Below are 23,341 nucleotides of genomic sequence, written 5' to 3'. Positions count from 1 at the left end.
CCCTCCGCTCCTTCCTTAAAAAAGCCGCCCAGTTCGTCATCGTCCTAATGACGACACTCCTCGGCCTCGTGGCCGTCACCTTCTTCATCGGCCGCGTCGTGCCGATCGATCCTGTCATCGCCATCGTCGGCGATCGCGCGCCCCCCCAGGTGTATGAGCGCGTCCGGACGGAACTCGGCCTCGATCGTCCGCTGATCGAGCAGTTCGTGATCTATGTGAAGAAGGCGGCCACCGGCGATTTCGGCAATTCCGTTCTCACCACGAATCCGGTGATGACGGATATCGCCAACGTCTTTCCCGCGACGCTCGAACTCGCGACGCTCGGTACCCTCATCGGCGTCCTGTTCGGCATTCCGCTCGGCGTTCTCGCCGCCGTGAAGCGCGGCACGCTGATCGACCAGTTCGTGCGCGTTCTCGGCCTCGTCGGTTATTCCGTGCCGATCTTCTGGCTCGGCCTCATGGGCCTCCTCCTGTTCTACGCCAAGCTCGGCTGGGTCGCAGGACCGGGCCGCATCGACGTGACCTATTCCTATCTCTACACGCCGGTCACGGGCATCGTGCTCCTCGACACCGCCATGCAGGGGCAATGGGATGCGTTCTGGGATGCGGTTTCCCACGTCATCCTGCCCGCCTGCCTGCTCGGCTATTTCTCGCTCGCCTATATCAGCCGCATGACGCGCTCCTTCATGCTCAACGAGCTGGCGCAGGAATACGTGATCGCGGCGCGGGTGAAAGGCCTCTCCGAGTTCCGCGTGATCTGGCGTCATGCCCTGCGCAACGCGGCCGTCCCCCTCGTCACGGTGATCGCCCTGTCCTATGCCAACCTGCTCGAAGGCTCCGTGCTGACCGAAACGGTTTTCGCATGGCCGGGCTTAGGCCAGTACATCACCAATTCCCTGCAGAACGCGGACATGAACGCGGTGCTTGGCGGAACCCTCGTGATCGGGGCCGTCTTCGTGCTGCTCAACCTCGTCTCCGACCTGCTCTACCGCTTGCTTGATCCGAGGACCCGCTGATGGCCGGCGCCCCTCTTGCTGAACAACCCACAGGCCTTCGCGCCTGGCTGCTTTCCGCAGAACCCCATTCCCGCTGGCAGGCCCGCCTCGGCCGCTTCTATCTCGGCTGGCGGTCCTTCACGAAGAATCCGCTCGCCGTGGTGGGCCTTGGCGTCGTCATCCTCCTGATCCTGATGGCGATCTTCGCCGACGTCATCGCGCCCTACTCGCCCGTGGCGGGCGGCGATCTGAGGACGCAGCGCCTCCTGCCGCCGAGCGAGACCTTCTGGCTCGGCACGGACGACCAGGCGCGGGACATCTTCTCCCGTTTGGTTCACGGCTCGCGGATCACCCTCTTCGTGGTGGTGCTCGTCGCTTTGATCGCAACGCCCATCGGGCTTCTGGTCGGCACGGTTTCCGGCTATCTCGGCGGTTGGGTCGATACGGTGCTCATGCGCGTCACCGACATCTTCCTCGCCTTCCCGCGCCTCGTCCTGGCGCTTGCCTTCGTGGCGGCCCTGGGTCCGGGCATCGAGAACGCGATCATCGCCATCGCGATCACCTCGTGGCCGCCTTACGCGCGCATCGCCCGCGCCGAAACGTTGATGATCCGCAACAGCGATTTCATCGCGGCGGTGAGGCTTCAGGGCGCTTCGACGCCGCGCATCATCCTCGGCCATGTGGTCCCGCTCTGCGTTTCCTCGCTGATCGTGCGCGTGACGCTCGACATGGCCGGCATCATCCTGACGGCCGCGGGCCTCGGCTTCCTGGGTCTCGGCGCGCAGCCGCCGATGCCCGAATGGGGCGCCATGGTCGCCACCGGCCGCAACTACCTCATCGACCAATGGTGGGTCGCCGCCATGCCGGGCCTGGCCATCTTCGTGGTGAGCCTCGGCTTCAACCTGCTGGGCGACGGCCTGCGTGACGTTCTCGATCCGAAGGCCGCAAAATGACGAAGCCGCTTCTCGACGTCGAAGACCTCCGCGTCCGTTTTCACCTGCGCACAGGCACCGTGGAAGCGGTGCGCGGCGTATCCTTCCAGCTCGGCCGCGAACGCCTCGGCATCGTGGGCGAGTCGGGCTCCGGCAAGTCGCAGACGGGCCGCGCCATCCTCGGCCTCACGCCGCCTCCCGGCGAGGTGACGGCCAAGCGGCTCGCCTTCGACGGAATCGATCTGCTCACGGCATCGAAGCGCACGCTCCGCCACCTTCGCGGCGGGCGCATCAGCATGGTGATGCAGGACCCGAAATACTCGCTGAACCCGGTCATGACCATCGGCGAGCAGATCATCGAGGCCTATCAGGCCCATGCCAAAGCCGGCCGCAATGAGGCCCGCGACAAGGCGCTGGCCATGCTGGAGGCCGTGAAGATGCGCGATCCCGGACGAGTCTTCTCGCTCTATCCGCACGAAGTCTCGGGCGGCATGGGACAGCGCGCCATGATCGCGATGATGCTCGTGACCGAGCCCGACCTGCTCATCGCCGACGAGCCAACCTCGGCGCTGGACGTCACGGTCTCGATGGAGGTGCTGCGCATCCTCGACGAGCTCGTATCGGAGCGCGGCATGGGGCTCATCTTCATCTCGCACGACCTGAAGCTCGTTTCCTCCTTCTGCGACCGTGTGCTCGTGATGTATGCGGGGCGCGTGGTCGAGGAGCTTGAGGCGAAGAACCTCCGCGAGGCGCAGCACCCCTATACGCAAGGGCTGATGCGCTGCCTGCCGACGCTGGCGAACGACGTTCGTCCGCTCCCCACCCTGAACCGCGACCCGTCCTGGGCCCTGTGAGCCGGGGGGAGAAACGATGATCGATATCCAGAACCTCAGCGTCGTCTACGGCACGGGCCGCCTGCGGGTCGATGCGGTGAAGAACGTGAGCTTCAGCGTCGCGCAGGGTGCGGCCTACGGGCTCGTGGGCGAATCCGGCTCCGGCAAGTCCACTGTGCTGCGCGCCATCTGCGGCCTCGCTCCGATTTCGGGCGGGCGCGTGCTCATCGACGGCAAGGAAGTCACGACGCCGCGCAGCAAGGACTTCTACCGCACGGTGCAGATGGTGTTCCAGGACCCCTATGCCTCGCTGCACCCGCGCCATACGGTCGACCGCACCCTCTCCGAGCCGCTCGCCATTCACGGCGAGAAGGACGCGGAAGCCCGCATTCTCCAGGCGCTCAAGGAAGTGGGCCTGGGCTCCTCCTTCCGCTTCCGCTATCCGCACCAGCTCTCCGGCGGCCAGCGCCAGCGCATCGCCATCGCGCGCGCGCTGATCCTGCGGCCGAAGGTGCTGCTGCTCGACGAGCCGACATCGGCGCTCGACGCCTCGGTTCAGGCGGAGATCCTGAACCTGCTCGACGACCTGCGCCGTCGCCTGGGCCTGACCTATATTCTCGTGAGCCACGACCTCGCCGTCGTCGCGCATCTGTGCGAGCGCCTGCTCGTCATGCGCCATGGCGAAGCGATCGAGGAGATGACGGCCGAGGCGCTGCGCTCCGGCAAGGCCTCCAACGACTATACCCAGTCGCTGATCCAGGCGAGCCAGGGCTTCACGAGAGATTCCCATCCACCGGCTCAGGCTCTGGCCGGTTGAGTGCCTTCCACCTTCCAACTGCTTGATGTGAAAAGATGTCCCGCTCTTCATTGATGCCCGTCTTCGATGGCCATAACGACGTTCTGTTGCGCCTCATGCGCGGCAAGCTCCCGCCGGAGCAGGCATTCCTGGAGGGCGACAATATCGGTCATCTGGACTGGCCGCGCATGAAGCAGGGCGGCTTCGTCGGCGGCTTCTTCGCCGTCTACGTGCCCTCCGAAAGCACGGGCGTGGATGTGGATGCGCTCATGACGCATCCGCAATACGATGTGCCCCTTCCCGCCCCCCTGCCCCTGGCCACCAGCCAGCAGGTCACGGTGCACATGGCCGCCCTTCTGATCCGCATCGAGCGGGCCTCGAAGGGCGAGGTGAAGATCTGCCGGACCGCCGCCGATATCCGAGACTGCATCGATACCGGCAAGCTCGCAGCCATCCTGCACATCGAGGGCGCCGAGGGCATCGACCCCGATCTGCACATGCTCGACGTGCTCTACGGGAGCGGTCTGCGCTCCATCGGTCCGGTCTGGAGCCGGCCGAACATCTTCGGCCACGGCGTGCCGTTCCGCTATCCCTCGACGCCCGATACGGGCCCCGGCCTGACGGAGCGCGGCATGGAGCTGGTGCGCGCCTGCAACCGGCTCAAGATCATGATCGATCTTTCGCACCTGAACGAGAAGGGCTTCTGGGATGTCGCGCGGCTCTCAGACGCGCCGCTCGTCGCCACGCACTCGAACGCCTATGCGATCAGCCCGCATTCGCGCAACCTGACGGACAAGCAGCTCGCCGCGATCCGCGAAAGCCGCGGCATGGTCGGCGTGAACTTCGCCACCTCCTTCATCAGGCCCGACGGCCAGCGCAACGACGACACGCCGCTGGAGGAGATGATCCGCCACATGGATCACCTGATCGAGCATGTGGGCGTCGATGGCGTCGGTTTCGGCTCCGATTTCGACGGTGCGACGATCCCCGCCGAGATCGGCGACGTGCGCGGCCTGCCGCGTCTCGTCGAGGCAATGCGCAAGCACGGCTATGACGAAGCGACCCTGCGCAAGCTCTGCTACGAGAACTGGGTGAACGTTCTGGAGCGCACCTGGGGGCAGTGAGGCTCTAAAGCAGCGGGCACAAAACCGAAGATCGGTTTTGTGTGAAAAGACGCTTCAAAGCAAAAGCTTGCAGTATCGGCCGTGACCTCGACGTCATGGCCGATTTTTTTGATATCCCCAAAGCTAGAAATGACTCAACCTGATCTCCTCCCTCTCGTGGGGATGGCCAGGGTGGGGGTGTGAGCGAGTGCCTATCAAAGTTCGGCGCTGGCACCCCCACCTCCATCTCCTCCCCACAAGGGGGAGGAGGGTTCCAGAGCCGGATGAAGACAGGTCCCAGGCAAGCCCGAGGCTGGAAGGACAGGAGTTTCAGCGTCCCGCCTTCGAGGTCAGCGCGAAGACGCTCGCGATTCCGCCGACGCCCAGCATCAGCAGAAGACTCACGGCGTTGATCGCCGGCGTCGCGCCCTCACGCATCTGGCCGTACATGGTGATCGGCAACGGCGCGTCCGAACCGACGAGCATCAGCGTCGTGTTGAAGTTCTCGAACGACATGAGCAGCGCCACGAGTCCCGCGCCGATGAGCGCCGGGCTTAAGAAAGGCAGCGTGACGGTGCGCAGCACCCGCGCGCGGCTGGCGCCGAGATCGAAGGCGGCCTCCTCAAGGGAGCGGTCGAACTTGCGCAGGCGCGCCGCGATGATGAGCGTCGCGATGGTGAGGATGAACGAGAGCTGCCCGAGCACCACCAGCGGCAGGCCGGGGCGTAGCATGTCGAGATCGGTCTGAAGCCAATCCTCGAGTCCATTCGCGACGCGCGAGAAGAAGGCGAGGATCGAGATGCCGAGCACCACGCCGGGAATGACGAGGGGCCAGAGCATCATCATGGCGAGCACGGTCTTGCCGGGGAACTCCGCGCGCTCCAGGACCCAGGCGTTGACCGTGCCGATGAGTACGGCGAGCAAGGCAACCGGCACCGCCACCTTGAAGCTGTTTCCGATACTGTCGAGCCAGATCGGATCCATCAGGATGCCGGGCTTGCCGAAGACGCTTCCCGAGCCGGTGAACCATTCGAGCGTGAACCCGCGCCAGGGCGGCGACGGGAACGGGCTCGCATTGAAGGCGAAGATCGCCACGATCAGAAGCGGCGCGAACAGGAAGAGATAGAACGCCGCGATGTAGAGTTTCCAGGCGAACGACGGACGGTTCATGGTCTTCAAGCCTGCTTCAAGGTGGTGCCGAGGCTCTGGCCCGTCAGGCGCAGGCCCAGCCACACGATGGCGGAGGAAAGCAGCAGGAGCAGCATGCCGAAGGCCGCGCCCTGAGGCCAGTTGAAGCGCGTGATGAACTGCGCGTAGATCTGCTCGGTGAACCACAGGCCGTTCTTGCCGCCCAGCAGCACCGGCGTCGCGAAATTGCCGACGGTGAGCATGAACACGATGATCGAGCCTGCGACGATGCCCGGCATGGCGTGCGGGATGACGATCCGGCGCAGCACGGTCCAGCGGCTGCCACCGAGATCGAACCCTGCCTCGACGACCGCAGGCTCGAGGCTCTCGAGCGCATTGGCGAGCGGCACGATCATGAAGAGCAGGCCGCCATAGACGAGACCGAGGATTACCGCGCCGTCGTTGTAGAGAAACTCGACCCGCTCCGCGGTGAGGCCCGTGGCCTGCAGAACGTAGGACAGCACGCCCGTCTCGCGTAGGATCATCATCCAGCCAAGGGTGCGAACGAGTTCCGAAACCCAGAAAGGCAGAAGGCACAGCAGAAGCAGCATCGCCTTCAGGCGGCCTTGCGCCACTCGTGCGATGTAGAGCGCGATGGGAAAGGCGAGCACGAGTGTCAGCGCCGTGACCAGGATCGACATGCCCGCCGTGCGCGCGAAGGTGCGCCAGTAGAGCGGCTCGGTGAAGAATTCGAGGTAATTGCCGAAGCCGAAGGCATAGACCCGCGGCGCCACCCTCTCGCTGAAGGAGAGGACGAGGATCTCCACGTGCGGGAGCACGATGAGAAGGCCGAGCCACAGGATGGCGGGCGCGAGCAGCAGGAAGAGCGTGAGGCGTTGCGCCGATTTCGTCATCATGCGGCGAAGACCTTCATCGCATCCGCCGTCCAGCCGAGATGAACGGGAGCACCGACCTCGATGCCCGCGAGCGGACCGGCCTGCGGCAGCACGGCGCGGACAGGTTGTTCGAAGCCGACTGTGTCGATCAGCAGGCTGGAATTGGCGCCATCGAACAGAACCGCCGAGACGCGGCCTTCGAAGCGGTTCGCCAGGGCGCCCAGGGCCGAGGCATCCTGCGCCAGCGCAATCGCCTCGGGGCGCACGAAGGCGAGCGACGTCTTGTTCGCCTCCTTGCCCTGGCCCTGAAGCACGGTGCCCGAGGGCAGGCGCACGGACACGGAGCCGTTGGAGGCAGCAGACGCCTCGCCCTGCCACTTGTTGGTCTCGCCGACGAAGCTCGCGACGAAGGGCGTCGCCGGGTTGTGATACAGCTCGCGCGGGCTTCCCACCTGCTCGAACCGGCCCTGGTTCATCACGGCGATGCGATCGGACATGACAAGCGCTTCGGACTGGTCGTGGGTGATGTACGCGAAGGTTGTATTGAAAGTGCTCTGAAGCTGCTTGAGCTCGATCTTCATGTGCTCGCGCAGCTTCAGGTCGAGCGCGCCGAGCGGCTCGTCGAGCAGCACGAGGGTGGGCTCCAGCACGAGGCAGCGGGCAATGGCCACGCGCTGCCGCTGACCGCCCGACAGCGCCGTCACGCGGCGCTCGCCGAAGTCTTTGAGGCCGACGCGCTCCAGCATGCGGTTGGCGCGTTCCTCGGCCTCCGCGCGGGAAACGCCGCGGCAGGTCAGCCCATAGGCCACGTTCTCGCCGACGCTCATCATGGGGAAAAGCGCGAGGCTCTGGAACACCATGTTCACGGGGCGCTTGTTGGCGGGCACGCCGATCATCGACTGGCCACGGATGCGGATGTCGCCCGATGTCGGGTGTTCGAACCCGGCGATCATGCGCATGAGGGTGGTCTTGCCGCAGCCGGAAGGGCCGAGGATCGAAAAGAACTCGCCGGGCGCGACGCTGAAGCTGACGTCATTCACGGCTGCATGCGAGCCGAAGCGCTTGATGACGTTGACGAGATCGAGATCGGTGGAATGTGCCATGAGCGGTGCAACGCAAAAAGTCATCCCCCGGGCAAGCCGGGGGATGATGATGCTACAGGAAGGGTTCTTACGAACCGGCCTTGAGACGGTCGAGGACCTTGCCCTCGATCTCCTCGATGCCGGCCGGGACCGCCGGGTACCACTTGATGTTGTCGATGGCGGCCTTCGGGAAGCTCTCGGCGAACTGGTCCTTCAGCTTGCCCTGCATGAGCTTGTCGGCACCGTTCGAGGCCGTGAAGTTGCCGGCGGAGGCAGCAACCTTCGCGGCGATCTCGGGCTTCATGTTGAAGTTGATCCACTTGTAGGCGGCATCGTCATTGCGGCCCTTGGCGGGAATCGCGAAGGTGTCGACCCAGCCCAGAGCGCCCGACTTCGGCGCAATGAACTTGATGTCCGCATTCTCGGAATTGAGCTTCCAGCCGCCCGTATCCCAGGCCATGGCCGCGACGACTTCGCCGGAGCGCAGGGCGTTGAGAAGCTGATCCTTGCCGTCCCAGAAGAACTTCACGGTCTTCTTGCACTCGGCGAGCTTGGCGCCGACCTTGTCCATCATGGCGGCGTAGGCCTTCGGGTCCTTATAGGACGCGAAAGGATCCATGCCGTTGGCGAAAGCGAAGGCGATCAGCGCCGGGCGCTTGGCGCGGAAGCTGGTCTTGCCGGCGAGAGCGGCGTCGCAGAGGTCGTTGTAGTCGGCGACCTTGGGGGCGGCCTTCGTGTTCACGATCAGGCCGTCCGTGCCCCAGATATGGGGAACGCCGTAGACCTTGCCTTCCACAGTGGTGTTCTTCTTGGTCGCTTCCAGCATGGAGGCGATGAAGAGGTCGGACTTGATCTTGGAGAGATCGAGCGGCTTGTAGATGCCGAATTCGGCCTGCGGGCCGGCGATGCGGTCCTGGCTCGGCTGGACGAGATCGAAGCCTGCTCCCTGCGTCGCACGCAGCTTGGAGATCATTTCCTCGTTGTTCGAAAGAGTGACCTCGACTTCGATGCCGGTCTCCTTCGTGAACTGCTCCATCACGTCTTTCGGAACGTAATCGGCCCAGGTCAGAAGCCGCAGCTTCTCGGCGGCCTGCGCCGTGCCGACGACCATGAGAGCGGCGAGAGCCGTAGCCAGCTTCAGGCTGGCGCGTTTGGTCAACATTGTAGTCCTCCAGTGTGGTCCGGGCTTTGCCCTGTTCCCCGGTCGCAAAACTATATGACAGTTAGACGACGCGCTAGAGGTTTTGAAGCCGGCTCAAGACTTGTTTCTTTGGGCTGACAACGACTTTTCCCATCTTTATGGATAGGAGCTCCCCTTCCGGAGCCTTTCGCGATGCGCACGTTCTACCCTGAAATCGAACCTTACGACCATGGCATGCTCGATGTCGGCGACGGGCATCGGATCTATTGGGAGCTTTGCGGCAATCCCAACGGCAAACCCGTTGTTTTCCTGCATGGCGGGCCAGGCGGCGGCTGCACGCCGACCCAGCGTCGGCTCTTCGATCCGGAGAAGTACCGGATCCTTCTCTTCGATCAGCGCGGCTGCGGGCGTTCCACCCCCTATGCCAGCCTGGAGGCCAACACCACGTGGCATCTGGTGGCCGATATCGAGCGCCTGCGGGCCATGATTGGTGTGGACAAGTGGATGGTCTTCGGCGGCTCCTGGGGCTCGACCCTCGCCCTGGCCTATGCCCAGACGCATCCCGAGCGCGTCACCGAGCTCGTGGTGCGCGGAATCTTTACCTTAAGGCGCTCGGAACTGCTCTGGTATTACCAGGAGGGAGCTTCCTGGATCTTCCCCGACAAGTGGGAGGGCTTCCTCGCCCCGATTCCGGAAGAGGAGCGCGGCGACCTGATGGCTGCCTACCGCAAGCGCCTCACCGACCCGGACCCGGCCGTGCAGGCCAGCGTGGCGCGGGCCTGGAGCCTGTGGGAGGGCGAGACGATCACGCTGCTGCACAACCAGGGCTACAGCGACCAGTTCGGAGACGAGCACTACGCCATCGCCTTCGCCCGGATCGAGAACCATTATTTCGTCCATGGCGGATGGTTCGAGGAGGATCAGCTCATCCGCAACGCCCACCGGCTCAAGGACATTCCGGGCGTGATCATCCAGGGCCGCTACGACATCGCCACGCCTCCGAAGACCGCCTGGGAGCTGCACAAGGCCTGGCCCGAGGCCAAGTTCATCATGGTGCCGGATGCGGGACACGCGGTCAGCGAGCCCGGCATCACGCATCACCTCGTCGAAGCAACCGACGCTTTCGCGAACCGATAGCCGTCATCCCGGATTGCCTTGCGGCATCCGGGATGACGACGGGAGGCCTTACTTCGCGGTCCAGCCGCCATCCATGGACATGTTGGTGCCGGTGATCTGGCTTGCCGCATCCGAGCAGAGGAAGACGGCGAGCGCCGCCACCTGATCGACGGTCACGAACTGCTTCGTGGGCTGCGCCTCGAGCAGCACGTCGTTGATGACCTGCTCCCGCGTGAGGCCGCGTGCCTTCATGGTGTCGGGAATCTGGTTCTCGACGAGAGGGGTCCAGACATAACCGGGGCTGATGCAGTTGACCGTGACGCCGTGGGTCGCGACTTCCAGCGCCACGGTCTTGGTCAGGCCCGCAACGCCGTGCTTGGCGGCCACGTAAGCCGACTTGAAGGGGGATGCCACCAGGGAGTGAGCCGAGGCCGTATTGATGATCCGGCCCCACTTGCGCGCCTTCATGCCCGGCACCGCGGCGCGGATGGCGTGAAAGGCGGAGGACAGGTTGATGGCGATGATCTGATTCCACTTCTCGACGGGGAAGTCCTCCACCGGCGAGACGAACTGGATGCCTGCATTGTTGACCAGGATGTCGACGCCGCCGAAGGTCCGCTCCCCGAGCCGGACCATCTCCTCGATCTCGTCGGCCTTGAGCATGTTGGCCGGCGAATAGAGAGCCTTCACGCCGAACTCGCTCTCGATTGCCGCACGGGTCCTCTCGATCTCGGCAGCGTCGCCGAGGCCGTTCAGGACGACGTTGGCGCCCTCCTTGGCCAGCGCCCGGGCGATGGCAAGGCCAATGCCGCTGGTCGAACCGGTGACGACGGCTGTCTTGGATGTCAAAGTCATGGTCTTCTCCGCATGGCCTGGGGTCCAGGCGTCAGGTGAGGATGGCATACACGAAGAACAAGGCGGCGATGAGCCTAGCAAAAAGGCGCATGGGGGACAGGGGGCTCGCGCAGTACGCCCATGCCCGCAGAGCATGTGTATTGCGCCCCGGCCCGGCGTTGTCTCCCGAGCCCCGATGTGAGAAGGGGCAGATGCCGTTTCGTCAAACCGGATAGGGCATGGTGCAGATACCGAGAATTCTTCCCTGCGGCGACAGCGCCCTGACGATCGAGTTCGGGGACGCGATCGACCCCGAGATCAACGGCATGGTCCTGGCGCTCGACGACGCCCTGCGGGCCCGCGCGCCGGCGGGTCTGATCGAGACCGTGCCGACCTATCGCTCCCTGACCGTCCAGTTCGATCCCCTCGCCACCGATTACGACGCCCTGATCGAGGCGCTCCACGAGGAAACGAAGGATCTGGCGCCCCGCGCCGCCAAGGGCAAACGCTGGCGCGTGCCCGTCGTCTATGGCGGCGCGTACGGGATCGACCTGGAGGAGGTCGCCGCCCTGCACGGCCTGACGCCGGCCCAGGTGATCGAGATCCACGCATCCGCCGTCTACCGGATCTACATGATTGGCTTCCTGCCGGGCTTCGCCTATCTCGGCGGGCTCGACGAGCGGATCGCGACGTCCCGGCGGGTGCATCCACGGGCTCGGATCCCGGCGGGCTCGATCATGATCGGCGGGGTCCAGGCCGGCATCGCGCCCATGGACATGCCGAGCGGCTGGCACCTGCTCGGCCGCACGCCCGTGCTCACCTATGCGCCGGAGCGCAACCCGGCCTTCCTGTTCGCGGCCGGGGACGAGATCGTCTTCGAGCCCGTCGACGCTTCGCTCTGGGACGCCCTGGAGAGGGCGGCGCTCGCCGGGGAGCCGGTGGCCGAGGAGGTGCGCCCGTGACGGACCTGATCGTCAGAGCATGCGGGCCGATGACCTCCCTGCAGGATCGCGGCCGCCTCGGCTATCAGCGCTTCGGCGTCTCGCCCTCCGGCGCCATGGACCTGCGCGCCCTGGCGATGGCGAACGCCCTTGCCGGCAACCCGCCTGAGATGGCGGCCATCGAGTTCATAAATCTCGGCGGAGCCTTCATCTGCGAAGGAGGCAACCTTCTTGTCGCCCTCACCGGCGCTTCGGCCAGCCTCGACGGAACGCCCGTTCCGCCCCTGACCTCACTGATCCTGCAGGAAGGCCAGACCCTGGAGGTAGGGCATCTGCGCACCGGAACCTTCGCCTATCTGGCCGTGGCCGGGGGCTTCGCCGTGGAGCCTCAGCTGGGCAGCCTCTCGTTTCATCTGCGCTCCCGTCTCGGCGGCCTGAAAGGTGCCGCCCTCCAGGCCGGAAGCCGCCTCCCCTGCCGGCCCGAGGCACAAGGGGGCGAGCCGATGCAGCTCACCCTCGCCATCCCTGAGGAGAACGAGCCTATCCGGGTCATGCTGGGGCCGCAGGACGACTACTTCACGCCCGACGCCATCCGCCTGTTCCTGGAGAGCGAATTCACCATCAGCCCCCAGGCAGACCGCATGGGCTTCCAGCTCACCGGCCCGAGCCTCGGCCATGCCAAGGGCTTCAACATCGTCTCGGACGGAATCGTCGACGGGCACATCCAGGTGCCGGGCAGCGGCCAGCCCATCGTGCTCATGCGCGACCGGCAGACCGCGGGCGGCTACCCGAAGATCGCGACCGTCATCAGCGCCGATCTCCCGCGCCTAGCCCAGATGCGCCCCGGCTCCGCCTTGCGTTTCAAGGCCGTAGAGCGCGAGGAAGCCGTAGCCGCGGCGCGTCGCTTGAGAGACTGGATCGCTGCCCTGCCTGAGCATCTCGTGCCCCTGCGCTTTGCCCTGACGACCGAGCACCTGCTGAGCCGCAATCTCATCGGCGGCACGGTCGATGCGCTGTCCCCCGCAGCGCACGATTGACATAAAAAGGGTGCCGCTTACGCGACACCCTTTCTCGCTTATTGCGCTGCTTCGACAGCCTCGCCCCTTGTCGGCCGTAAGAAGCTACTCAGTGAACACCTTGTCCCGGCCCTTTCGGATCGATGGCAGGACGGCGAGCACCAAGAGGATCAAGGCCGCCACCAGCAAGGCGGCGCTGACGGGACGCTCCATGAAGGTCTCAAGCGAACCGCGGGAGATGACGAGCGCGCGACGCAGATTCTCTTCCATCAATCGCCCAAGGACGAAGCCAAGCAGCATGGGAGCCGGCTCGAAGTCGAGCTTCAGCAGCATGTAGCCGATGATGCCGAAGAACCCGATGAACAGGACATCGGTTGAAAGGGAATTGATCGAATAGATCCCGATGCAGGAGAACATCAGGATTGCCGGAAACATAATGCGGTAAGGAACCTTGAGAAGCCGCACCCACGCGCCAATCAACGGCAGATTGATGACGAGCAGCATCAGGTTCCCGACCCACATGGAAGCGATCATCCCCCAGAACAGATCCGGGTTCCGGGTCATCACCTGAGGACCCGGAACAATGCCGTGGATGGTCATGGCTCCTACCATGAGCGCCATGACCGCATTCGGCGGAATGCCGAGTGTCAGAAGAGGAATGAAGGATGTCTGCGCGCCGGCATTGTTTGCCGATTCAGGGCCAGCCACGCCTTCGATGGCCCCATGTCCGAAACGGCTTGAGTTCTTGGCAAGTTTCTTTTCGAGCGTATAGGAGGCGAAGGGGGCAAGAACGGCCCCATTCCCGGGCAGGATCCCGAGGACGGACCCCAGAAACGTCCCGCGAATGACGGACGGATAGGCCTGCTTGAACTCGCTCCGGCTCGGAATGAGACGTCCGATCGCCTGACGAACGGTATCTCGCGTCTCGACCGCTTCGAGGTTGCGGAGAATTTCGGCAATGCCAAAGATGCCGACGCCAATCACCGTGAACTCGATTCCATCCAGCAGAAGCTGCGATCCGAAGGTCATGCGCTCCTGCCCCGTTTCGAGATCGAGACCAACGGTGGAGAGCAGGATGCCAACCACAATCATTGCGACAGCCTTCAGCACCGAACCGCGTGCGAGAACCACAGCGAAGACCAGGCCGACAACCATGAGAGAGAAGTATTCGGCGGGGCCGAAGAGAAGGGCGAGCTTCGTAAGAGGAGTTCCCAGGATGGCAATGAAGAAAGTAGCGACCGTGCCCGCGAAGAACGAACCGATGGCAGCAATGCCGAGCGCGACCCCTGCTCGGCCCTGCCTAGCCATCTGATGGCCGTCAAGGGCGGTCACCAGAGATGACGCTTCACCGGGCATATTGACCAATATGGCGGTCGTCGAGCCTCCATACTGAGCGCCATAATAGATACCTGCGAGCATGATCAAGGCGCTCGCAGGATCCAGGCTGAAGGTAAGCGGCAGCAGCATCGCAATCGTCGCGACCGGCCCTACTCCCGGCAAAACCCCTATCAAGGTGCCGACGAGGCATCCAAGAAACGCAAGACCGATGTTCTGGAGCGTCAACGCGACGCTAAATCCCAACGTCAATCCGGAAAACAGGTCCGCCATCAGGTCGCCTCTTATTCTGTCTCGGGATGAGAACGTGGCCGATTACGCCCCAAGGCCCATATCGCTGCAGACGAGACGAACATGAGCGCCACGATCCCCCGCAGGATCCCCTTCTGCGACCATCCGGGGGGAACGATACTATTCAGGTATTGAGGATATGTCGGAATCGGCAGGTTGAGCAGATCGCCAAAGAGCAGCATGCAGGCCGGTGTGAGGCCAAGGGCCAGAACGATCAGCTCCTTCAGGCGCGCATCGGGCGAGGCGAAACCTCCGATCATGATCGTAAGAATTCCCGCGACGGCGATGCCCAGGCCCGGTGTCGTCAACGGGCCTATCGTCATGGGTCTCACCGTTCCAGCAAACGCGACGATGGCAAGGATCACGAAGATTGCGGCCCGCACATTCAGTCCTTCAACGCGCTCGCCTTCCCTGATCGACCCCGACATCAACAGGAGAAAGCCGCAGAGTCCTACTGCGATCGCCAGCGAATTCGGCAACATCGCAGGGCCGATGGCATCGAGGCTGCCCTGCGGCAAATCACGATTGACCCATAGAGCGAGGCACGCGAGAAAGACCAGAAGCAGACCTCCCGCGAGATCCTTCTGAAGCCTGCGCCCATTCTGTTGACATGAAGAAGCTGCCTGCGTGCTCATGTTAATCCATCAGCTTGTCGGTGCGATTGGCAGGATGGCTGCACTCGAGCGCATGACCGGGATGCGTAAGACGCGTGAACAAGGCGCGTCTTACGATTGAATTAGTGGAATCTGCTTGGAACGGTTACGACAATGTAATGCCAAGCTCACGCACGATTTCGCTCCATTTCGACTTGTCGGCCCGATAGAATGCCGCGAACTCTTCCGGCGTCGATCCGACCGGATGAAGACCTTGATTCAGGATGAAGTCCTTCATCTCGGGAGTCTGTACGATCCGGTTGATCTCAAGGCTCAGGCGATCAACGATCTTCCGATCCGTTCCTGAACGGATCTTAACACCGTTCCATTGCGCAAGATCGAAGTCAGGGAACCCGAGCTCATCGAATGTCGGCACATCAGGCAACAAGGAATAGCGCGTCTTGGTTGTCACAGCGTAGGGGCGAAGAAGTCCGGCATCGATATGGGGCTTCGACGGGCCAGGACCGATGATGATGAGCGGGACGTGACCGGCGATTGCATCGTTGATCGACTGTCCGCCGCCACGATAGGCGACGTGATTGATCTTGGTTCCGGCCCGCTTGTTGAAAAGCTCGCCGACGATATGCGGGGCGGTCGCGTGCCCCGGCGATGCGAAACTCCAGGCGCTCGGATCGTCTTTCGCTGCCTGAATGAGGCTCTTCAAATCAGGGGTCGGACGCTTTGTGGTTCCTGCAAGGATCATAGGACCACGCCCGATCAGACTCACGGCCTCGAGACCTTTGTCGATTTCGGACACAGGACGGGAATAAAGCGTCGGACCTGCGAATGTAACAAGCGAGTACCCATCCGGTTCAGCTTGCGCGACCGCGTGGGTCGCCAAGGTCTGATTGGCGCCGGCCCTGTTCTCTATCACGACGGACTGACCGATGCTTTTCGACAGCCGATCTGCTATCGCTCGGGTAATGGCGTCGGCTCCTCCTCCTGGAGGCAATCCTATCAGCCACTTGATCATCATCGCCTGGGGCCATTCGGCACCGGCAAGAGCGCGATTGTTGATGGCCAGAGCGCCGGTCGCAATGGCACCAGCAAGAAGCTCACGACGCGATAGTTTAAGCATGATCTATGACTCCTGCCATTATTTCGAGGCTTGGGTATTCCAAACTTGTGAGGCCACGCGCAGCCAGTTTAGTCCCGCAATGGCACGAACATCGTCATCGGAATATCCGCGTTTCTGCAGCGCTTCAGTTATGTGAGGCACATGTTCCGGCTCGATGATCTTGAGGCCGTCATTGGCATAGCCGCCTGCGACGGGATACTTGGCGGGATCGGATCGCGCACCGGCGATTGCCGCATCCATGTCATAGTTGAAATCGAGGCCGAGACCTACATGGCCCGGCCCAACCAGCTGAACGATATGATCGATATGTTGTATGAACTTGTCGAGGAGCTGCTCGTTGGATCCCAGAAATAGCCCGGTTCCCGTCACTCCCATCACTCCGCCCGATCCTGCGCATGCACGGATCCGCTCGTCATCGATATTGCGCGGATGATCATGAACAGAACGGGCCGCTGCATGACTGATGATGACCGGAGCGCTGGAATGTTCAATTGCATCGAGGGACGTCCGAGATCCTGTATGCGCAAGATCGACCAGCATACCGACCCGGTTCATTTCACGGATGAGAGCTATCCCGAAACTGCTGAGCCCATCGTCAGACCGTTCATGACAGCCGCTACCGACCGCATTGCGGAGATTGTAGGCCAGCAGGGCATGGCGGACGCCCAGCCTGTGGTAGGTTTCCACCATGGCCAGATCGCGCGCGAATGGATTGGTCCCCTGAAAATTGAACGCGATCGCCAGCTTTCCGGACTTTCGGGCGTCGATGATGTCCGATACGTTCGAGATCAAAACGTATTTGTCTTCATTGGCCTGGATCATCGCGCGTTCGCGAGCGATTTGCCTTATCGTTTCCTGAACGCCCTGCTCATCTTTGGCAACGGTCAAGGAAACGAAGCCGACGCCATTCTCTCTGTATCGACCAAGGGCCCGATCTTTCAGCCAGCGCCGTCCGTGGTCCTGCCATGGAACCGACATGTCCCAAATCAGCATGTCGCTCGATGGTTCTGCAGGTTCGGGATGAACGTGCGTCATTGAATCTTGTCTTTCGATTTTTTCATCGGCTTCGCATCCGAAAGCAATGAAGAGAAGAGCGTTTGCGTCAGCCGCAATTGCGCCGAGTAGTCTCGTGGCCGCCCAAAGAAGCGCTGAAGCGCCATGCCTCGCATTTGCGTCAGCAAGAAAGACCCAGCCTGGTCGATCACTTCATGCGGAATGTCGGTGCGAGCCGACAAGGATCTGCGCCACGCCTCTTTCACAGCAGTCGAGGTCCGCTCCGCGATTTCATTGATTTCACCGGCAAGAGCCGGATCGACCGAGGCTCCCACATGAATCTGGATCAGAGCCCTGTAGATATTGCTGGAATACAGGGCCCATATTCGATCAACGATGATCTCGGCGCGGATACCGGACGGCATATCGTGCTCGAAATCATCCTTAAAGCTGGCAATCATCTGCTCGCTGAGATGCTCGACCACAGCCACCAAAAGATCGCGCTTGGTCGGAAAGTGATGGGTCATGAGCCCCCGGCTGACGCCAGCGCGCTCGGCGATCAACGGAGTTGCCGCACCGGCGAACCCAGCCTCCGATAGGACCGCGATTGCCGCTTCGATGAGTTTCCGGCGGGAGTCTTGAGACCGCTCAGCTTGGCTGCGTCTTGTTTTTCGAGGGGGTGGGTTCATAGTCATAATGCAAGGGTATATTTAAAAAACAAACAGTCAAGTCTGTTTTTATAATGGGTTTGTTTCTTTCGGCCTGTAAGACCTGGCGTTCATAGTGGAAGCTTTCGGTAAGGCCGGCATCGGAGCAACAACAGATACCCTGAAGGATGATGGCTCGCCCTCCCGGTAGGGCGATGGAGAACACTGTTTAAGGCGCACGAGAGAGATGGGAGCAGGAAGGACGTCACGAGACCGGGCCTGAAGCTTATCAGGTCGGCCTATCAGGTCCCTGACGCCCATACTTATGGCCAGGTAATCGCTCCTCGGCAGGCCGCCGAAGAAATCCAGGCGAGGATTGCTAAAGCAGTTCGGAACTGGATCAATGCGACAGGGGCAAAACTGCCTATACCGAGCCCGGTAGCCCATGGAAGAACGACGACCAAGAGACCTTAAACTCGAAACTTCGCGACGAACTCCTCAATGGCGAGATCTTCTCCACGATCAACGCCACCCCCTGTCGGTGATCCAATATCCCTCCGCCGCCGTATGTCGTGATGTGAATGAAACATTGGGTTGGGGATCGAACGTGAAGACCTACCTTTCCGCCTATGGCGTGACTGCAACCGTTTTTCTGGCGATCGACGCCGTATGGCTGTCGACGATGACGGGCGCATTCTATCGCCCCATGCTGGGTAGCCATCTTGCCGATCAGCCACGGCTGGTTCCGGCAGCCTTTTTCTACCTTCTCTACATTGTCGGGGTCGTCTATTTCGCCGTGGCGCCGGCGCTGCAATCGGAGCAGTGGAGCACGGGGCTCGTCAATGGCGCGCTGCTGGGCCTCATCGCCTACGCAACATATGACCTGACGAACCAAGCAACCCTTCGCGAATGGCCGACGGCGCTCTCGGTGGTCGACATGGCCTGGGGCACGTTTCTCACAGGCATGTCGGCGACGATCGGTTATGTCGTCACCGCCTGGCTGACACGGAATTAACGCCAGCTCCAAATTCCTTCATTAAACCTGCCGTGGTCACACGGCAGGTTTTTTGTTTGGGCCAGAGCCGGTGGAACAGGCAGTTTGCGCGAAGCGCGGAGCAAGGCGCTTGTCCTACCGGTGTGTCAGGAACGCGCTCCCTTGCGAACACCTGGGAAAAAAGCGTTGACCCTTGAGCGGTACGCCTCGAACTGCGCGCCGCGCGAGCGGAGCATATGCGCTTCGAGCAGCGGAATTCCTGAGACATGGACGAGGAGCCAGTACATGAAGACCGGCCCTGCCAGCGTGGCAAACCCTATCGGATAGGTCAGGTCGGCGTTGATGCCGAAGAAGGGATAGGCGCACCAGCCGAGCCATTCGAAGAAGTAGTTCGGGTGACGTGAGTAGGCCCATAAGCCTGTCTCGCAGACTTTGCCGCGATTGGCTGGATTTGAACGGAAATCGCGCAGTTGATTGTCTGCAAGGCGTTCGCCCAGGATCGCAATGGCGAGGACGAAGGCTCCCGCCATGTCCGCCAGACGCAATTCGGTGACTGGATTATGCGCGGCTACGGCAATGGTCGCCACGAGCACGAAAGCCGCAGCCGCCTGGATCTGCAGAAACCAGAACAGCCGGCGCGAATAATTCTCACCCCATTGCTCATAGAGCGCCGCATATCGAGGGTCCTCGCCGCCTTTGATGGTTCTTCTTGCTATGGATGCGCCCAGCCGCAGCGACCAGGCAGCCGCAAGAGCTGCGACGAGAATCTGCCGCAAGGAGAGGCCGTCCTCCCCGGGCCAGAGAGCGAGAGCGGCGCCGACCGTGCCGACGGAGAAGGACCAGATGGTATCGATCCATCCCGATTGTCCTGTGCTCTGCTGGACGCGCCAGGCGACCGCCATGATGACGGAAAGAGCCATTCCCGCGCCTGCGAGCAGGATCGCCGCCTCCAACTCGCTCATGGCGTTGCTCCTAGATCCCCACGAAGGGCTGAACGATGCGGCCCAGAAGCCCCTGGAAGCGCATCTGCCCTTCCAGAGCGGCCAGGCAGATGCACTCCCCATCCTGATCGACGACGGGCTCGTGCTCCACCTGCGCATCCGCTTCGGCAAGATCGCCGCGAGCGTAGCGGCCGCTCGCATCCGAGAAGGCCCCCTTGAGCACGAGGGTGAACTCCGTGCCCGAGTGGCCGTGATGGGGCAGATGCCGCCCCGCGCCGACCTTGATCAGCATCACATGGGCGTCCGGAGCCGCCGGAATGACGACGCGGCTGATCCGCACTCCGGGTCCGCGCCAGCGCCAGGGGCCGATTCTGCAGCCTCGCAGGGCCGCGGGCAGGGCAATGTCGCCCGCCATGACCCGGTCCTGTCTCACGGCGGCCGTAACGGAAGCGGCATGCTTGCCCCCGTCGAGCAGGGCGAGCGCCCGTTCGAGGGCATCCGTGGACATCTCCGCCGGCGGAAGGCCTTCAAGCATGGCCCCACCCACCGCTTCGAAGGTGCGTACCTGTTCCCGGCAATCCGCACAGAGTTCGAGATGGGCGGCGACGACGAGGGCGGGCCCTGCCTCCAGGGTGCCGGCGGCGTAGCGCAGAAGAGTTTCGTCGGATGGGTGATGCTGCATCGTCATGTCAGGTCACCCAGGAGGTTGCGGAGCCGGTCCATGGCGAGCCTGATCCGGGACTTGACCGTCCCGAGGGGGATGCCGAGGTCGCGGGCGATCTCCGCGTGCGGTTTTTCACTGAAGAAAGACATCTGAACGATTTTCGCCTGCTCCTCGGACAGGGATTTGAGGGCCTTGCGGACCCGGTTCTCGCGCTCGGATGCCAGAACGATGGCATCCGACGGGGGCGGCAGATCCGGCTCGTCGCTCGGATCCGGCTCATATTTCGCCGCACTCTTCTCACGACGGATCTGGTCGATTCGCAGGTTACGGGCAATGGTGAAGATCCAGACGCTCGCCCCCGCCTTGTCCGGATCGAAGGACGCAGCCTTCTGCCAGACGGTCAGCATCGTTTCCTGCGCAAGCTCTTCCGCCATGTTGGCGGCGGTTCCGGCCCGCATCAGATAGGCTTTGATGCGGGGCGCAAAATGCAGGAAAAGCGCAGCGAATGCCTTGCGGTCGCGCTCGTGTCCGATCGCTCGGAGCAGGCCGTCGAAATCCGGTGCAGCCTTGCCCGCAGAGGCGGACCCGGCCGTCATCGCCACCCTCCTGGGGCGGGAGGATGGCCAGTATCGAGAACGATCTTCTGTAACGCTGGCTGCATACATGCCTCTGAATACGCGCGGGACGTGGATTTGGATCATCGCATTCCCGCGTGATCCAAAATAGGAGGTGATCCGTATCTTCACCATAACAAAGCAATCAATAGGTCAGCCCCCGTGAACGAACCCCTCAATGTCCTCCGCTTTCCGCACGAGCCTCGGCGGCTCAGGATCGCAGTCGTGGGAAGCGGGATTTCCGGCCTTTCCGCCGCTTGGCTGCTGGGCAAGCGGCATGACGTGACGCTTCTCGAGGCGGATGGGCGGTTCGGCGGGCATTCCCATACGGTGGATGCCCCTGCCGGAGAGGGCAGGATTCCCGTGGACACGGGGTTCATCGTCTACAACGAGCAGACCTATCCGAACCTTACGGCACTGTTCCAGCACCTGTCCGTTCCGACCAAGGCGACCGACATGTCCTTCGCCGTGTCGAGGGACGGCGGGGATCTGGAATATGCCGGAACCGACCTGGCAGGGCTTTTCGCACAAAAGCGCAATATCCTTCGCCCGCGCTTCTGGTCGATGCTGTCCGATCTGGTACGGTTTTACCGCAACGCTCCCGCCGATCTGGCCGAGGTTGGGCTGATGCCGCTCGGCAGTTATCTCGATGCCAAGGGGTATGGCACCGCCTTTCGGGAAGATCACCTCTTCCCGATGGCGGCGGCGATCTGGTCTACTCCCCGGGACCGGATTCAGGATTATCCCGCCGCCGCCTTTATCCGCTTCTGCGACAACCACGGCTTGCTGAAATTCACCGACCGGCCGATATGGCGCACGGTCGATGGCGGCAGCCGCGCCTATGTCGAAAGGCTTCTGGCCGATTTCTCCGGGCAGGCCCGCCAGGGCGATCCCGTCGTGGAAATCGCGCGCGCAGGCGGGCGGGTGGCCGTCGTCACCCGCCACGGAGTCGTGGAACATTATGACCACGTCGTCATCGCCACCCATGCGGACCAGGCGCTGTCGCTTCTCGCCGATCCGTCGTCGCGGGAAAGGGCACTTCTCGGCGCGTTCCGCTACAGCCGCAACCGCACGGTCTTGCATGACGACGAGCGCCTGATGCCGCGCCGCCGCGCCGTCTGGGCGAGCTGGAACTACCTCTCCCGCCGCGACATGGCGGGCACGCATCTCGCCGTGACTTACTGGATGAATCGCCTTCAGGGACTCTCCGGAGACACCCAGTACTTCGTCACGCTCAACCCGATAGTGGAGCCGCGCCGGGAAAAGGTGGTGTGGGAGGGCATCTACGAGCATCCCCTGTTCGACCGGGGCGCGATCCTTGCGCAGGAGGACCTGTGGTCGCTCCAGGGACAGCGCAACACGTGGTTCTGCGGAGCCTATTTCGGGTCGGGCTTCCATGAGGATGGCCTCCAGGCGGGCCTCGCTGTCGCGGAAGAGCTCGGTGGCGTTCGCCGCCCCTGGGAGGTCGAGGACGAATCCGGGCGAATCCGCCTGCCGAGCCGCGCACCCGTCTTCACACCTGCAGAGGTAGCCTGATGTCCATCGCTTCGGCGCTCTATGTAGGAAGCGTCGTTCACAGAAGGCTGCGGCCGCGCAAGCACGATTTGCGCTATCGCGTCTTCTGGCTTTTCCTCGACATCGACACCATGCAGGACACGATGCGGCGCAGCATCGTCATGTCCTTCAACCGGTTCAACCTCTTCAGCATCCGCGAGAAGGATTATGGCGACCGCTCGGGAGCCCCGCTTCGCCCGCAGGTCGAGGCGGCCATGCGCGAGGCGGGCGTCACCCCCGACGGTGGGCGCATCTTCCTGCTCACCATGCCGCGCGTTCTAGGCTACGGGTTCAACCCTCTGAGCATCTATTTCTGCTACAGGCGTGACGAAACTCTGGCTGCGCTTCTGTACGAGGTATCGAACACGTTCGGCCAGCGCCATAGCTATGTGCTGCCTGTCGAGACGGACGATTCCGTGGTGCGCCAGTCGATCGGGAAGTGCTTCTATGTCTCTCCTTTCATGGACATGGACCTTTCCTACAGCTTCCGGGTGAGACGGCCAGAGGACAAGGTAGCCGTTTCGATCCGTTGCGACGACGGGGAAGGAGCGGTCTTGACCGCGTCCCTCATAGGAGAGCGCAGGCCGCTCGGCGACCTCGCGCTGCTCTCGGCCTTCGTGACTCATCCGTTTCTCACCCTGAAAGTGACCGGCGGGATCCATTGGGAAGCATTGCTGCTTTGGATGAAAGGCATCGGCTTGCGAAAGCGCCCACCGCCTCCCGCACGTCCCCTGACGACAGCACAGCACTCATCTTCATAGGAA

General features: G+C 62.8%; 24 protein-coding genes and 1 pseudogene. 12 read left to right on the top strand and 13 right to left on the bottom strand.

Going from position 1 to position 23,341, the window contains the following annotated elements; genetic code table 11:
- The first annotated feature begins 47 nt into the window (after nt 1-47).
- The 5 genes from L879_RS0109485 to L879_RS0109465 are packed head-to-tail and all read left to right on the top strand — an operon-like array spanning nt 48 to nt 4,680.
- Nucleotides 48-1,016 carry an ABC transporter permease gene (locus tag L879_RS0109485; protein WP_438268100.1) on the top strand — a complete coding sequence of 323 codons (969 nt, stop codon included), beginning with the start codon at nt 48-50 and terminating at the stop codon, nt 1,014-1,016.
- On the top strand, nt 1,016-1,948 hold the full coding sequence (locus L879_RS0109480; protein ID WP_027315897.1) for an ABC transporter permease: 933 nt from the start codon (nt 1,016-1,018) through the stop codon (nt 1,946-1,948). The genes L879_RS0109485 and L879_RS0109480 overlap by 1 nt, the downstream gene beginning before the upstream one ends.
- Nucleotides 1,945-2,781: an ABC transporter ATP-binding protein gene (locus L879_RS0109475; RefSeq protein ID WP_027315896.1), complete on the top strand. Its 837-nt coding sequence runs from the start codon at nt 1,945-1,947 to the stop codon at nt 2,779-2,781. The genes L879_RS0109480 and L879_RS0109475 overlap by 4 nt, the downstream gene beginning before the upstream one ends.
- A 16-nt stretch (nt 2,782-2,797) precedes the next feature.
- Complete coding sequence (locus L879_RS0109470; RefSeq protein WP_027315895.1) at nt 2,798-3,577, top strand: ABC transporter ATP-binding protein; 780 nt, start codon at nt 2,798-2,800, stop codon at nt 3,575-3,577.
- Nucleotides 3,578-3,612: 35 nt separating this feature from the next.
- Nucleotides 3,613-4,680 carry a dipeptidase gene (locus L879_RS0109465; RefSeq protein ID WP_027315894.1) on the top strand — a complete coding sequence of 356 codons (1,068 nt, stop codon included), beginning with the start codon at nt 3,613-3,615 and terminating at the stop codon, nt 4,678-4,680.
- Nucleotides 4,681-4,989: 309 nt separating this feature from the next.
- Here the strand turns inward: L879_RS0109465 and L879_RS0109460 are convergent, their stop codons facing one another.
- The 4 genes from L879_RS0109460 to L879_RS0109445 all read right to left on the bottom strand — a co-directional run bounded on the left by L879_RS0109460 (nt 4,990) and on the right by L879_RS0109445 (nt 8,927).
- Complete coding sequence (locus L879_RS0109460; protein WP_027315893.1) at nt 4,990-5,829, bottom strand: ABC transporter permease; 840 nt, start codon at nt 5,827-5,829, stop codon at nt 4,990-4,992.
- 5 nt (nt 5,830-5,834) lie between these two features.
- Complete coding sequence (locus L879_RS0109455; protein WP_183501366.1) at nt 5,835-6,704, bottom strand: ABC transporter permease; 870 nt, start codon at nt 6,702-6,704, stop codon at nt 5,835-5,837.
- Nucleotides 6,701-7,786, bottom strand: coding sequence for an ABC transporter ATP-binding protein (locus L879_RS0109450; protein WP_027315891.1), 1,086 nt, complete (start codon nt 7,784-7,786; stop codon nt 6,701-6,703). The genes L879_RS0109455 and L879_RS0109450 overlap by 4 nt, the downstream gene beginning before the upstream one ends.
- Before the next feature lie 67 nt (nt 7,787-7,853).
- Complete coding sequence (locus tag L879_RS0109445) at nt 7,854-8,927, bottom strand: extracellular solute-binding protein (RefSeq protein ID WP_027315890.1); 1,074 nt, start codon at nt 8,925-8,927, stop codon at nt 7,854-7,856.
- A 171-nt stretch (nt 8,928-9,098) separates the two neighbouring features.
- Between L879_RS0109445 and pip the strand changes: the two genes are divergently transcribed.
- Nucleotides 9,099-10,043 carry a prolyl aminopeptidase gene (gene pip / locus L879_RS0109440; protein ID WP_027315889.1) on the top strand — a complete coding sequence of 315 codons (945 nt, stop codon included), beginning with the start codon at nt 9,099-9,101 and terminating at the stop codon, nt 10,041-10,043.
- Nucleotides 10,044-10,091: 48 nt separating this feature from the next.
- Here pip and L879_RS0109435 read toward each other — a convergent pair whose 3' ends face one another.
- Complete coding sequence (locus L879_RS0109435) at nt 10,092-10,877, bottom strand: 3-hydroxybutyrate dehydrogenase (RefSeq protein ID WP_027315888.1); 786 nt, start codon at nt 10,875-10,877, stop codon at nt 10,092-10,094.
- A 218-nt stretch (nt 10,878-11,095) separates the two neighbouring features.
- Between L879_RS0109435 and pxpB the strand changes: the two genes are divergently transcribed.
- Together pxpB and L879_RS0109425 are read left to right on the top strand one after the other, a co-directional pair.
- The gene (gene pxpB / locus L879_RS0109430; protein WP_027315887.1) at nt 11,096-11,818 is read left to right on the top strand and encodes a 5-oxoprolinase subunit PxpB; all 723 of its coding nucleotides are present in this window, start codon (nt 11,096-11,098) and stop codon (nt 11,816-11,818) included.
- Nucleotides 11,815-12,834 carry a 5-oxoprolinase subunit C family protein gene (locus L879_RS0109425; protein ID WP_035459171.1) on the top strand — a complete coding sequence of 340 codons (1,020 nt, stop codon included), beginning with the start codon at nt 11,815-11,817 and terminating at the stop codon, nt 12,832-12,834. The genes pxpB and L879_RS0109425 overlap by 4 nt, the downstream gene beginning before the upstream one ends.
- A gap of 84 nt (nt 12,835-12,918) precedes the next feature.
- On the opposite strand, the gene L879_RS0109420 is transcribed toward L879_RS0109425, so the two are convergent.
- From L879_RS0109420 to L879_RS22740, 5 genes are all read right to left on the bottom strand, one after another.
- A complete protein-coding gene (locus L879_RS0109420; RefSeq protein WP_027315885.1) occupies nt 12,919-14,421 on the bottom strand; it encodes a tripartite tricarboxylate transporter permease in 1,503 nt (500 codons plus the stop codon).
- 11 nt (nt 14,422-14,432) lie between these two features.
- Nucleotides 14,433-15,074 carry a tripartite tricarboxylate transporter TctB family protein gene (locus L879_RS0109415; protein WP_035459169.1) on the bottom strand — a complete coding sequence of 214 codons (642 nt, stop codon included), beginning with the start codon at nt 15,072-15,074 and terminating at the stop codon, nt 14,433-14,435.
- A gap of 124 nt (nt 15,075-15,198) precedes the next feature.
- Nucleotides 15,199-16,170 (bottom strand): Bug family tripartite tricarboxylate transporter substrate binding protein, encoded by a 972-nt coding sequence (locus tag L879_RS23200; protein ID WP_084020871.1) that lies wholly within the window; start codon nt 16,168-16,170, stop codon nt 15,199-15,201.
- An 18-nt stretch (nt 16,171-16,188) separates the two neighbouring features.
- On the bottom strand, nt 16,189-17,205 hold the full coding sequence (locus L879_RS21100) for a dipeptidase (RefSeq protein ID WP_027315882.1): 1,017 nt from the start codon (nt 17,203-17,205) through the stop codon (nt 16,189-16,191).
- Nucleotides 17,202-17,852, bottom strand: a complete 651-nt coding sequence (locus L879_RS22740) for a TetR/AcrR family transcriptional regulator (protein ID WP_161634652.1) — start codon at nt 17,850-17,852, stop codon at nt 17,202-17,204. The genes L879_RS21100 and L879_RS22740 overlap by 4 nt, the downstream gene beginning before the upstream one ends.
- 333 nt (nt 17,853-18,185) lie before the next feature.
- Between L879_RS22740 and L879_RS23620 the strand changes: the two are divergent.
- Nucleotides 18,186-18,334: pseudogene (locus tag L879_RS23620) on the top strand (integrase core domain-containing protein); the annotation flags it as partial.
- Between the two features lie 83 nt (nt 18,335-18,417).
- Nucleotides 18,418-18,825 (top strand): DUF2177 family protein, encoded by a 408-nt coding sequence (locus L879_RS0109390; protein WP_027315881.1) that lies wholly within the window; start codon nt 18,418-18,420, stop codon nt 18,823-18,825.
- Between the two features lie 125 nt (nt 18,826-18,950).
- Here L879_RS0109390 and L879_RS0109385 read toward each other — a convergent pair whose 3' ends face one another.
- The 3 genes from L879_RS0109385 to L879_RS0109375 are packed head-to-tail and all read right to left on the bottom strand — an operon-like array spanning nt 18,951 to nt 21,005.
- Nucleotides 18,951-19,766, bottom strand: a complete 816-nt coding sequence (locus L879_RS0109385; RefSeq protein WP_027315880.1) for a DUF1295 domain-containing protein — start codon at nt 19,764-19,766, stop codon at nt 18,951-18,953.
- A gap of 10 nt (nt 19,767-19,776) precedes the next feature.
- Nucleotides 19,777-20,433 carry a ChrR family anti-sigma-E factor gene (locus L879_RS0109380; protein ID WP_027315879.1) on the bottom strand — a complete coding sequence of 219 codons (657 nt, stop codon included), beginning with the start codon at nt 20,431-20,433 and terminating at the stop codon, nt 19,777-19,779.
- Nucleotides 20,430-21,005 carry a sigma-70 family RNA polymerase sigma factor gene (locus L879_RS0109375; protein WP_051435184.1) on the bottom strand — a complete coding sequence of 192 codons (576 nt, stop codon included), beginning with the start codon at nt 21,003-21,005 and terminating at the stop codon, nt 20,430-20,432. Before L879_RS0109375 ends, L879_RS0109380 begins: the two co-directional genes overlap by 4 nt.
- Before the next feature lie 243 nt (nt 21,006-21,248).
- Here L879_RS0109375 and L879_RS21090 point away from each other — a divergent pair, with 243 nt between their 5' ends.
- Both L879_RS21090 and L879_RS0109365 read left to right on the top strand, forming a co-directional pair.
- Nucleotides 21,249-22,559: an NAD(P)/FAD-dependent oxidoreductase gene (locus L879_RS21090; RefSeq protein WP_245265200.1), complete on the top strand. Its 1,311-nt coding sequence runs from the start codon at nt 21,249-21,251 to the stop codon at nt 22,557-22,559.
- Nucleotides 22,559-23,338, top strand: a complete 780-nt coding sequence (locus L879_RS0109365; protein ID WP_035459167.1) for a DUF1365 domain-containing protein — start codon at nt 22,559-22,561, stop codon at nt 23,336-23,338. Before L879_RS21090 ends, L879_RS0109365 begins: the two co-directional genes overlap by 1 nt.
- Nucleotides 23,339-23,341: the final 3 nt, after the last annotated feature.

The organism is Microvirga flocculans ATCC BAA-817, assembly GCF_000518665.1.
GTDB lineage: Bacteria > Pseudomonadota > Alphaproteobacteria > Rhizobiales > Beijerinckiaceae > Microvirga > Microvirga flocculans.
The sequence above is the reverse complement of the archived record's forward strand: the minus strand, read 5'-3'. Positions and strand labels throughout refer to the sequence as shown.